This window comes from Photorhabdus namnaonensis (assembly GCF_001684335.1).
GTDB classification, from domain to species: domain Bacteria; phylum Pseudomonadota; class Gammaproteobacteria; order Enterobacterales; family Enterobacteriaceae; genus Photorhabdus; species Photorhabdus namnaonensis.
The window spans coordinates 1-12,595 of sequence record NZ_LOIC01000062.1 but is presented as its reverse complement, the minus strand read 5'-3'; the positions used below and the strand labels follow the sequence as shown (position 1 = coordinate 12,595).

At 42.9% G+C, this 12,595-nt stretch carries 7 protein-coding genes and 1 pseudogene; 4 read left to right on the top strand and 4 right to left on the bottom strand.

From position 1 onward, the window contains the following. Together Phpb_RS11040 and Phpb_RS11035 are read right to left on the bottom strand one after the other, a co-directional pair. The coding region (locus Phpb_RS11040) for a filamentous hemagglutinin N-terminal domain-containing protein (protein WP_122983179.1) at positions 1-1,099 on the bottom strand (1,099 nt) is incomplete at its 3' end. 29 nt (positions 1,100-1,128) lie between these two features. Continuing rightward, the gene (locus Phpb_RS11035) at positions 1,129-2,808 is read right to left on the bottom strand and encodes a ShlB/FhaC/HecB family hemolysin secretion/activation protein (protein WP_065390384.1); all 1,680 of its coding nucleotides are present in this window, start codon (positions 2,806-2,808) and stop codon (positions 1,129-1,131) included. 233 nt (positions 2,809-3,041) lie between these two features. Here Phpb_RS11035 and Phpb_RS24900 point away from each other — a divergent pair. After that, a pseudogene (locus Phpb_RS24900) lies at positions 3,042-3,152 on the top strand (amino acid ABC transporter substrate-binding protein); the annotation flags it as partial. Positions 3,153-3,228: 76 nt separating this feature from the next. Here the strand turns inward: Phpb_RS24900 and Phpb_RS11030 are convergent. Beyond that, positions 3,229-4,692, bottom strand: coding sequence for an ArnT family glycosyltransferase (locus Phpb_RS11030; RefSeq protein ID WP_065390383.1), 1,464 nt, complete (start codon positions 4,690-4,692; stop codon positions 3,229-3,231). 192 nt (positions 4,693-4,884) lie between these two features. On the opposite strand from Phpb_RS11030, the gene yihI reads away from it, so the two are divergent. Beyond that, positions 4,885-5,394 (top strand): Der GTPase-activating protein YihI, encoded by a 510-nt coding sequence (gene yihI, locus Phpb_RS11025; RefSeq protein ID WP_065390382.1) that lies wholly within the window; start codon positions 4,885-4,887, stop codon positions 5,392-5,394. A gap of 193 nt (positions 5,395-5,587) precedes the next feature. Continuing rightward, positions 5,588-6,961: an oxygen-independent coproporphyrinogen III oxidase gene (hemN, locus tag Phpb_RS11015; protein WP_065390380.1), complete on the top strand. Its 1,374-nt coding sequence runs from the start codon at positions 5,588-5,590 to the stop codon at positions 6,959-6,961. A gap of 77 nt (positions 6,962-7,038) precedes the next feature. Here hemN and Phpb_RS11010 read toward each other — a convergent pair whose 3' ends face one another. Further along, a complete protein-coding gene (locus tag Phpb_RS11010; protein WP_065390379.1) occupies positions 7,039-9,921 on the bottom strand; it encodes an RHS repeat protein in 2,883 nt (960 codons plus the stop codon). Positions 9,922-12,057: 2,136 nt separating this feature from the next. Here Phpb_RS11010 and Phpb_RS11000 point away from each other — a divergent pair. Beyond that, positions 12,058-12,595, top strand: a 538-nt coding sequence (locus Phpb_RS11000; protein ID WP_165603286.1) for an RNA-guided endonuclease InsQ/TnpB family protein, incomplete at its 3' end; no start/stop codon positions are given.

Genomic DNA, 12,595 nt, shown 5'->3' with positions numbered 1-12,595 from the left:
TCCCCTGAGCATCTTTCTGTATCCACATATTATTGTTGGCTTGCAACAAGGCTTTATTACCACTATTACGCACAGTGTCGCCAAATATTCGCATATCCCGGGCCGCAGTCACGCTGCCTTTATTATCCAGTGTGGTATTTTCCAGGATAATATCCCGTCCCGCTTGTACTTTAATATTGGGCGCAATATGGGTTTCTTTGCCAACAATATTCAGGTCCGTTTTAGCGTTAATATTTCCCAATTCAATTTTGCCATTGGCGTTTAAGGTAATATCACGCTGGTTACTGGTTAACTCTTTTAAATTCACGCCAACGCCATCTTCGGTGGCAACCAGTCGGATTTTATTGGCGTACATGCCGCCTAACGCTTTGGTGTCAACGGCTAATTGAGGTTTAGTCCCTTCTCCAGCGACAGATTTAACTGTGCCATCTTTTAAGCTGATCCGGTTAGCGCCTTGTGTTAGAGACAGGTTATTGGCCTGAATTTTTCCATTTAATTCCGTTGCCCGGCTGATAATATCGACATAATCCGTCGCTTTGCCATCTAACCCTTTGCTACCAATGATGATTTGGCCTTTTGTTACTTTCAGGGCTTCAAGTGCACCTTGTTTATCAAATTGGGGTTTACCCGTGGTCAGTGTTGCGCTTGAAGTATTAATAAAACCACAGCCATCACAAGTAATGCCATTAGGGTTAGCAATCATCACATTGGCTTTATTGCCAAAAATCTCCAACTGGCCTTGCAGGTTAGATCGTCCGTTGCCGGTCACTTCATTGATAATCAGTTCCGCCGCTTTGCCATGCAGATTAGGGTTAGCGTTAAGTTGCCCCGCCAGTTGTGATTTAGCCGCTTGCGTGGCGTTATTGAGAACGGCGCCTTGAGTGGCGACATTGAACTCTTTATAGGTGTTGTGGGATATTCCCGCATTATTCGGCGTGGCAATATTGACAACCGGGATATTGCCTTGGTTTTGTACCTGAGTATGGTTATTGTCCGGTGTTATTCCCGCGGCAATCGCCGGGTGTAGCGGCTGAATTGCGGTAAGGTAAATTAAAAGATAACTCGTGACTCTCGCCACCGAGTTGTTGCGTTTATTCATCGCATTTTCCCTTTTTCTTAATTTAAGTGTTACAAAGTGAGTGATATTGACCAATAAGTGACCCAGTGATCCGGTTTTAGGTGATCAGGGTGAATGAGGGGTTTCCCAATAGTGATGGTCTGGTTGAATCCCGGGTGAGTCAGTGATAAGCCCAGAGCCGCCCCGGTGACATTGCCGCCCTCGATTTGTCCGGTTTTTTTCTGTAGCCAGCCGGTATCCAGCGCTCCGGTTAAAGCGAGTTCCCCCAGAATAGGAAGCTCTGATACCCGCCAGTTCAGCTCGTTGCGCCAATATCCGCCGCGGTTGCCGGTGAGATATTGCTCTTTGAATCCCCGAACGGAATATTGCCCGCCCAGAGAGAGACGTTCGCTGGCGTAAAGGTTGTCTGGCGTGGTCTGGCCGTAAATCGATGAGAGGTAATAAACGGAGTCTGTGACCGGCATGAAATAGCTGGCGCTCAGACTAAACTTGCGAAATTGGCTACGTGGCGCATCTGGAAAACGTGGATCATCTTTGGTGGCGCCAAATGCTGGTAAACCGTGACTCACTGTCGGGTTAAAAGTGATATAGCTCCCCGCCAGCACGGTGCTGTAATTAATGCCAAAGTTGATTGTGCTCAGTGTCGGGCTGCTGATGGATAGTGTTTCTTCTGCCAGTAAATTGGTGGTCCGACGGCGTGTCAGCCCCATATCCAATGCCAGTTTCTGTTTGCCATCACGATATAACGTCCGGTTTACTGCCAGCCGGTGAGTCTGGCTGTCACCTGTGTAGCGATAGGTTTGTGAACATGCCGGGATATGCTGAAAAGAGTCATTCCATGCATATTGATAACTGAATAACCAGTAACCATAAGGAACCGTCACATTGGCGGAGAGGCTACGGCTTTGATGGCTATTGCGGAAGTCACTGTTGCGGCTGGCAGATAATGACCACTGGTCAGCAAGATGTAATGGATTATCCAGATTCACACTGGCATTGATTTGTCCGGTGCCGGTACTTCTTTGACCACTGTTATCAGCCCCCAAACTGGCACTAACGGGTAAGCGAATCGACGTTCGTTTTAAGATAACCGTGGAATAACCCGGTTGTTTGCCCGGCTGAATATCAATGGTCACTTGTTGAGACGGCAGGCGGTTTAAACGTTCCATGCCTTGTTCAATATCTCGCAGGTTAAGCGTTTTACCCACTATGCTCGGAAAAGCCATTTTCAACGAGAGAGGTGTTTCACCGTCTAGGCTGACTGATTCAACTTTGCCTTCATTGACCGTAATAATAAGAACGCCGGAGGATAAATCCTGTGCTCTGAGTTCGGCCCGGGAAGTGACATAACCCCGTTCAATATAGGCATGAGTGGTTTTTCGTACCAATGCATTAATGTCCTGCAAAGATAAGCAGTGGGATAAATAAGGGTGGGTTAAGTGCTCTTTGACTGATCGAGGCAGGCTTTTTGCGCCATCAAATTCAATCCGGTGAATGGTGTGGCAGATAGATTTTTCTGTACTCAGTGTCACATCGGGTGATGGCGGTAAGGTGATGCTGTTGCGCAGCGTTTCCCGTTGCTGTTGGGCTTGTTGCAGTAGTGCTTTTTGTTGTTGCGTGATCGTTTCTTGAGCCGCGGGGTTGAGCGGTGTTGCAGCATGGACCAGTTCGGAGATTGCCAGCAGGATAAGCCCTGTCAGGATTCGGTGATAAAGAAAACGGTTCCCCATAAATAATCTTGATAGTTTAATAATAACATTATAAAACTATTTTAATGTGGGATTCATTCATTGTCTGAATGAATGGTATGAAATGTGATCGAGATCGGTTATTTAATTCTGCCAATGGGGAATCTGATATATTAAATTCTACAAAGTGGTGATAGAGATGGAGATGTTATCTCCTTACTCCAATTCGAGTTCTTTTAACTTCTGTGTAATAGTATTGCGTCCCCAACCTGGCAACCGTGCAGCATCTACGTGAGCATTATCCGACAGCCAAAATGATCTCTTATGACGACACATTTCTGGCCTTTGCTACGAATGTACAAGCCATCACGCAGGATGATGATAAATGAGTCGGTCTGTTGGCTAATAGCGCATGAAAGGTTGAAAGCCTAATTAAATTAGGCTTTCAACTTGCAGAGAAAACTACTGATATTTTTCCGGTGACACAAAACCTACACAGACTATTGTTGGCTTAGTCTCAGGTTCGGGCTGGAAAAGGAATTCTTCCTTACTATTTATTCTTAATTTTGACCAGTCTTGCAAAACAGTGTGAAAATCTTCTTGCTCGCAGGTTTTTCCCTTTGCGCCTACCAGAATAGCGCCGTCACGTGCAATATCGCTTTCCTTAACATGGCGGTTGTAGATATTCGGCGCCTGTTCTTCTAACGTCCAAGGTTGGATCGTTTCTGGCTGACTTGGGGCGTAGACAGTCAGCCACTGATGTAAGTATTCACCTCCGACATAATGGAGCGGAGTTGGATAGAGTTGATGCCAGCGTTGTTCCAGTTGCCGGGAAAAGTCTTTGATGCCTTCGAACTTATGGCCCGCACCGCGAACATTGGTTGCCATAATCAGCACATATCCCATCGCAATCAATATTGCGACGACAATCAGCCCTCTCAGAGTATTGCGTAGTGGTTTCTGTGGAAAACGGGTAATAGAACCAACCAACAGCGCTGATGAAACAGACATAAAGGGATGCAGCCATTCTGTCATTCTTCCCCCTTTATTGAATGAGAACCAGCAGTAGATAATCAGTAATGGCAACAGAATAACAATGTTTACCAGCCGGTTCGGTTGCTCCTTCGGCCAGCTAATACGGCCGCCAAGCTGATAAATAATCATGCCAACGATAATCAACGGGTAAAATACTGATAATAGTGATCGGGTGGTATGTAGATTAAATCCGCTATCTATTTGTGAATCTACCCATTTGAAGGCGGCAAAATCATTGTTCCATAACCACCAGAAGTTAGGCAGTACCAGCATAAACCAGATAACCAAGGCGGTATAAAGCGCGGGTTGGCGGTAACATTGGCGAACTTTAGGTACAAATAGCGTTAACAGAAAAACCGAACCAACCAATGCCAATGTGGAATATTTTCCCATTGTCGCCAGCCCGGAACTGAGAGCAAATGCTAACCACCAACGTGGATTGTCATACACGGCTCGCAAAAAGAACAACATAATCCACGGCCAGAGCATAATTAACAGATAATTATCGTTATATGGGATGATATCGAAGTTAATAATACCGGACAGGTTTAATGTCAACATGGCGAGCCATGCCAGCTCTTTTTTCCCTGTCAGCCGAAATGCCAGGTGCCATACACCGAGCATGCCAATCGCGATAGCGATAAAGTGAATGAAATACCAGTAAAAACTCAATGAAACACCGCTTATATGGATAGCAGGCAGCATCATTACACCAACTAACCACGGATTTTTAGGTGAACCCCATTCGCCGTTTTTCCCCCAGTTCAATGCTTCGACGGCATCATAAGGCACGGTTGGATCGAATGAATAACTCACTATCATCCATAACAAAGCATAACTCACTACCCACAAGTAAACGGATTTATAACAAGAAGTATCAAAAATAGGCATATCGATTGATCATTTATTGAAGGTTAAGATTAATAGGATATTCGTTGGTGATTAAACCATGCATGAATGATAAGAGATTTTGGCTATATTTTTTTAAAGATAAAGAGCTATTCGCGGCGCTTTTCTATACGTGCGGTTTCTGTTAGATTCCGGCGCAGCAATACCCTGATAAACCAAATTGAGTAACAGGCTATGAACTCGTTAAAGAAAAAAGCACCAGCCAGAGCATCTGCTGGTAAACAGAAAAGAAAAAGTCGTGAAGAATTAAATGCGGAAGGGCGTGCACGTAAGCGTGAGAAAAAACATCGTGGCAATCAGCCGGGTAACCGCTATCAGGAGCAGAGCGGTGATAAACATCAGTCAGGTAAGCAGCAACGTGATCCACGTCTTGGCAGTAAAGTACCTGTTCCGCTGATTGTGGGGGAACAACCGACAAAACCTGTCGTTGCTAATAAAGTTGAGATAAAACCACGTTTGTCGCCACAGCAAGAATTAGCCATGTTGGAAAATGACGATCGCTTGGATGCATTGCTAGAACGTCTGGAAAATGGCGAAAGTTTATCTAAAGAAGAGCATGATTATGTTGATACCACGCTAGATCGGATTGACGCTCTGATGGAAGAGTTGGGGATTCAACTGGATGAGGAAGAGAGTGAAGAAGAACGGCAGGATGACATTATGCAACTGCTGAAAGGTAAATAATTTAATCTCCCATGATCAAAGGCGGATTAACCCTAATAACCATACTAATAGTATGTTATTTGCTATGGTTATTGGGTAAACTATGGCGATTATCGCGGCGTAAAACCCGGCTGCGCGGCGTCACAACGGCGCAACATATTAAGCATATGAAAGCGTTACGTTTTGATGGGCAAAAACATCGGAAGGAATAAGCATGTCTGAGCAAGCCATCGTTTGGGATCTGCCTTTGATCCAAAAATACAATTATTCCGGTCCCCGTTATACTTCATATCCGACGGCATTGGAATTCAATCAACAGTATGATAACGCGGCATTTATTCAGGCTGCGACCCGTTACCCTGAACGACCGCTGTCTCTCTATCTCCATATCCCGTTTTGCCATAAGCTCTGTTATTTCTGCGGTTGTAATAAATTGGTCACCCGTCAAAAGCATAAAGCGGACGAATATTTGCAATGGCTTGAACGGGAAATTAATGATCGGGCAAAGTTGTTTTCTGGTCGTAAAGTGAGTCAGATGCATTGGGGCGGTGGTACACCAACTTACCTTGATAAAGACCAAATCAGTAAATTGACGGGATTATTGCGCCACTATTTTGATTTTCTGCCTGATGCTGAAATTTCTATTGAAATTGATCCGCGTGAAATTGAACTGGATATGATTGATCACCTGCGCGGCGAAGGTTTTAACCGTCTGAGCATGGGCGTGCAGGATTTCAATAAAGAAGTACAGCGTCTGGTTAACCGTGAACAAGACGAAAACTTTATCTTTGCTTTGGTAGCTCGTGCCCGTGAAACGGGTTTTCATTCCACCAGTATTGACTTGATCTATGGCCTGCCGAAACAGACGCCAGAAAGTTTTGCTTTCACTCTGGAGCGAGTATTAGCGTTATCACCGGACAGAATGAGTATTTTCAATTATGCTCATTTGCCGAACTTATTTGCCGCTCAACGTAAAATTAAGGAACATGATTTACCGAGTGCCGGGCAAAAGCTGGATATATTGCAAGAAACAATCTCAACGCTGACAAACAATGGCTATCAGTTTATCGGTATGGATCATTTTGCCCGCCCGGATGACGAACTGGCGATAGCTCAGCGGGAAGGGAAATTGCACCGCAATTTTCAGGGTTATACCACTCAGGAAGAGTGTGACCTGCTAGGCTTGGGCGTTTCCGCGATCAGTATGTTGGGCGATAGCTATTGCCAAAATCAAAAAGAGTTAAAAACCTATTATGCGGAATTAGAAAAACAGGGGCATGCCTTATGGCGTGGTTTAACTCTGTCCCAAGATGATTGTATTCGCCGTGATGTTATTAAAGCGCTAATTTGTCATTTCCATCTAAATTTTGCCGATATTGAGCAACAATATGGGCTGAGTTTTACCCGTTATTTCGCGGAAGATTTGCGGTTATTAACGCCATTGGTTGAAGATGGGTTGGTTGAAGTGAATGAGAAACAGATCTGGGTAACGCCACGAGGTCGGTTATTGATTCGTAATATCTGTATGTGTTTTGATATTTATTTGCGCCAACAGGTTCGCCAGCGTCAGTTTTCAAGGGTGATTTGATTGTTCAGTGGTGTGTTTGAATAGATTGACTCACTAAAAGTCCGCTAAATTCTGCGGACTTTTAGTAATGATATTAATTAGTTCTGTAGTCTACTATTAAATCTAGCAATACTATTGAGAACATCTTGACGATATTTCCTATATTCAGTTTGATTTGAAATATAATCCATTTTATAAGGTGACAACTCTTCGTATTCCAAATGTTCCATCAATAACGGGGACGCTATTGATTGCAATTTATCCCATTTCTCTCTTGCTTGATTTAGAAAGCTATGCTCATTATAAGTCTCCGTTATCAGCACGGGTTCTGGTGTGGTTTTAACTTTTCCCGCGTCAGTTTTTTGCGTAACTGTTGTTCGGGATTTTACTAATTTCCACATGTCACCTGGTGTGCTCTTTCCCTTAAATACTTGATATTCAGATTCGGTAATTTTTTCAGACTGATATTCAGCAATCATTTGTGACTGATCGACTTTTCCGTAAACAAGCCCTTCTTGAGAACCTTTAGCAAAGTTAATCGCAGGGTGTTTATTAGGGTTAAGGTTTATTTCACTTTGCGATGAAGTCGCTTGTTCCCGAAGCATTCTTATCTGATCAGCTTTATTAGTGAGATCAAAGGAACGGTTATGTTTTCCTACTCGAAATTTGACAACTCTACCGCTACCACCCGCAGCAGCCCAGCTTGCTGCAACTTTTAAAGAGCGGCTATAGGAAATCCAACTGGATTTAACTTTTGCTCCTGTTCCCGCTCTAACGTGAGCATAAGCAGAAATTTCTGGATTTGCGCCTTCTGGGGGACGAAGCCCATGTGTAAAGGGTTGCTCATCAGGTCTCAGTGCACGATAGCCAATACTGCTATCTTCACTTTCTGATTCTCCTTCTGAATCGGGATGGCGCTTTCTGGTCCGTGGGGGAGCTAAACCATCATTGTCGTATAAAGTAATAGGATTATTTCTTACCATCCGGTACAAATTTAGCCCATCTATTGTTCCAGCTGGATCGGCGCTTAGCCATCTTCCTACCCACGGTTGGTAATATCGGTAACCATAGTAATACAATCCTGTTGCATCTCGTTCTCTGCCTGAATACCGAATAGTTTTATAGCTGGCTTCTATCTGACTTCTAGCTGCCCACAGAGCTGTGCCGCCGAATGGATAATACTCTTCCTGACTGATAATTTGTCCTTTATCATCTAGTTCAAGTTGGTTGGATCCGATGAGATTATCGTAGCTGTAACGTACCTGATTGTTGTTGATCGCTGTTGTTGGCGGTTTGGTTTGCCAATGCAATACCCGTACTTGCGCTCGACCCGTTTTACCTACAGTAATAACTTGTAAATCTTCAGTTGTTTTATTGGCAATATTAGTTGTGTGTAGCTCTAATCCTGGCAGATAAGTTACCCGTTGTATTTGAGTGCTTTTACCCGTCTGTTGTTCACTGACTTTTAATAATCGCATTCCATCATTACTATAGCGATACCATTCTAGGTCATGATTGAAACTATTACTTCGTGTCACAAATGTAACTTGTTGTAACTCTCCTCGGGTATTCCAGTTTAAATACTCTCCGGGTATCAATGTATTTTGATGGCCACCTGTGTCAAATCGCATATCTACTTGCATTGGATCATCAGCCAGAGCACGCAGTACCGCATGGTTATTGCGATTTGAAACCGTTATCTCCGTGGTGTAGTTATTTTGAGTGATCGGTGAACTGTGGCGGATTTGTATCAGATTACCACCGCGGTCATAGCTATAAGTGCGGGTATAGTTGGTATATGTGCTGTTATCTTTCGGAAGAGGAATGATCGGTGAGGGAATCTGGTTGTCCTGTTGGCCGATATTAGCCATCTCGCGTCCTGTTGCACTGACGAGTTGATACAGGGAATCATAAGTATAGATATTCTCCGGTACCACTTTCTGATTGCGCCAGAAGCGAGTGACTTCTGCATCATTACGGATATTAATGACATTGCCCACGGGATCATATTCATAGCGTATATCCTGCAATATTCTGGCATCTGACGGGCGACGGCAGGTGATGCCGACCAGCCGTTGGGTTTCTGGTTCATAAGTGTATTCGGTGATAACGCCGTTACCATGTTCTTCACGCAGTTTTTGTCCGGCGGCTGACCAAGTTAGGGATTTGACAATCACCTGTTCACTTTGGCCTGCCACGGTTAGCCAACTGTCTTTCAATTGCCCGGCAACATCATAGGTCAGACGTTGGATATTCTCTTTGGCATCGGTTTGGGTTAGTAGAGTTCCGGTAGCATCAAAGGTACTGTGTGTAGTGTAAATATGACTATCTAGACTGCTATGGTCGGGAATTTCATTATCATCCTTCCAGTCTACTGTTCGATTATCGGCTAGCAATTGACGAGATTGTGATAAAACAGCTCCCATAAGCGACAGGTTTTTCAGTTGGACTAGCCCTGCGGTGTCATAGTGATACACACACTGTCCAGCGAGGTTATTATCTTTTTCTGCTTGTGTACCCCGCGACCAAACAAGGCGCTCCGTCACGAGTGAGGTAGTTTCTGCTGGTGCGTGTTCGGAAACCGACAGTAGTCGACCAGGTAGGGAAGGATTTTCATATTGCCGGGTTTGTATCACTCCAGTTGCCATTATCGTCAGTACTGGACGGCCTTCAACATCACTCAAGGTGACAGTATCGCCTGCATCAGCGCTTTCTGTTCGCAGGAGATTACCGGTCAAATCATATTGCCAGACAAAATTGGGCTTTACTGAGTTGTCGTCCTGCATGATGGCGTACAGGCGTGGATCAGTACTTTGGTTCAAATGTCCACGCATATCATACTGATGGCGGATAATACGGATATCTGTATTACCACCGGCAACAGTACGATGAAAACCTATGTCACGGACGGTCAGGCCACGGTTATCATGAACGCTGACGGTAGGGGTATGTTGATAAAGTTTGGGATCAATGTCTTTCATAACTTGCCTTTTGGTTGTATTGGATAATCTCTTCAGGCAGTTTTATCTGCGTTAAGTTGGATAAGCGTCTTGGCGTATTATTCAGACAGCGGTAATCAGTTCTATGCTATCAATATGCCAGCCTACCCATTTAATAATATACCTTGAGTATTAACTTAGGGTTAATAGAAACTGAAAGTCATCTTTCATTTTTATGCAGATCAATTGGTAAAATGTTAAATCATTTTTCACCATCAGATAATCTCTATGAGTATTTAATGTGGAATACATCAATATTCTGGACATGGTTTATAGATGAATTACCCAGACCTAATCTGGCATTTAATTTCTTAGATCATGGTTTTAAATAAAAAGTTTTTAACCATATTTAAAAGAGATTTATTTTACATTTGAGATATCCTGTTTTACGTTTGCTAAAATTGATCATACTCGCTTTTATTCTTTACTGATGCTGTTTTACCGGCAATTCTGAGTGGTTTTAATAAGTCACTACCCTTTGTTTTATCTTTATAAATCAATCAGTAAATCATTTGATAATGTAAAGATATCCTTTTATGTTTTTGCGGATAATCCCTTTTTTCAGGGCCTAAATCCTGCAAAATTAACTGTTTTAACTGTTTTAACTGTTTTAACTGTTTTAACTGTTTTAACTGTTTTAACTGTTTTAACTGTTTTAACTGTTTTAACTGTTTTCTTATTGTATTATTTTTATGGTTGGTTTCGTAAAATAATTGAGAGGTAGCATTTAAATATCAGTTTTATCTTATGATATTATTTTTTTACTGATTTCTTTTCAACCTTTGTTAACGGTTAATGGACTGCGGTTAAATACAATTAACTGTCATTTTGAAAAATTATACTTATGTTAAATCAGAATCTTAAATAAAAGTTTTAATCTCTCTATATTCACGTTTTCAGATGGTTATAGCAGGCTAGGTAAATGTAACATTAACTGAGGTATAATCTCCGATAAATGCATTAAACATAGCAGTGAATAGGTGGTTTTTAGTCACTATGTACCTTTTAAGAGTCTGACATTAATGGGGGGGATGTTTTTTTATCCTTAGCGGGTTAATCATCGAAAAAAACAGCTTGTGATCGCCAAAACAGGAAAGGCAGTAAAAAGAAAAAGTGAACCCTGTTAAAAGGATGGTAAACCTGTAAAGAGATTATCATTCCGAGGGTTTTCTTGCTTTTTAGTTAAAAACTCACTTAATTAATGATTTTTTTAAACCGTTTTCGTGAATCTAATGGTTTTTTACGTTTCCTGAACCGTATTTAAACTTTCCGATTTTCATTAATATTGAATATTACATCAGATTATTTTTTTAGAAAAATCAATCTGATGTATTATATTTCAGGCTTTTGGTGAGTACGCAATAAGCTAAAACAACAATAACCGGCCAAATAAGTATAAGGATCGAAACCCATAATGACCAATGCCATACATTGACAACCATAACTAAGCTACATATAAAAATAACAATAATAAGAGGCAAGAACTTAACAAGTAGACAAAAAACGTAAAGAGATGCTATGGCAGCAGCCACTTTGGCTGGAATCTCCCATAATCCAAAGTAATCACGGAAAATATAAAAATTGATCGACAATACTTGCATCATCCCAACGAAAAGAGAGTAAAACAAAATAATCGCAAAAATAATCCGGCACCATTTCATCATCTTAAATCAACCCTTTAATTACTAGTTTGCATTTAAATCACAACCGAGGTTGTGGTTTTTTGGAATTAAGTTTTTGCTCATTTGATGAGGCAAGAACAGTAGTTTGAAATATTGCGTATTTCTTTGAGTATTTTTTATTATGCGATACAGACACACAAAACACCTCCGTATTCGATCAGAGTTAAATCGCTACATACTCCTTGCTTTGGTTGTGCGTCCTACATTCTCAATTAGGTATATCTGGATTTCTGAGGTTACTGGGTTTCTCCTTATTAAGAAGCGCTATTCTTTTAGCAAAATCCGCCGTAAACCCTCGCCCAATGCGGGCGGTGATATCAGGCGAAAAGCCCGCAGGGCTTTCAGGTTATTAACCATCACGTTCACTGGCAGCTCGAGGGGGACACGGCCCCAAAAAGCGGTTAAAATACATAAACTATCCCGATGAGCGCTGATGATGTTAAGAGCCACCAAAGTCCGCATTTACCCGACACCCGAACAGGCTGATTATCTCAATGCTCAGTTCGGTGCGGTCCGTTTCGCGTACAACAAGGCGCTCCACATTAAGAAGCACGCTTATCAACGCCACGGGGTGAACCTCAGCCCGCGTAAAGACCTCAAGCCCTTACTGTCAACGGCGAAAAAATCCCGCCGGTATGCCTGGCTCAAAGCGTATGATTCCATCGCCTTGCAGCAGGCGGTGATTAACCTCGATATGGCGTTTTCCCACTTTTTTAATCCGAAGCTGAAAGCGCGCTTCCCGACATTCAAACGCAAGCATGGCAGGCAGTCCAGCTATCATTGTGTCGGGGTGAAGGTGCTGGGCGGGGCAATAAAAATACCCAAGTTATCGCCGATAGAAGCCTGCCTGCACCGTGAAATGACCGGAGAGGTGAAAAGCATGACCCTGAGCCGTTCAGCCACCGGTAAATACTACGCCTCGATACTCTGTGATGACGGCCTGGCCGCGCCCGCGAAGCCCGCTTTGATAACCC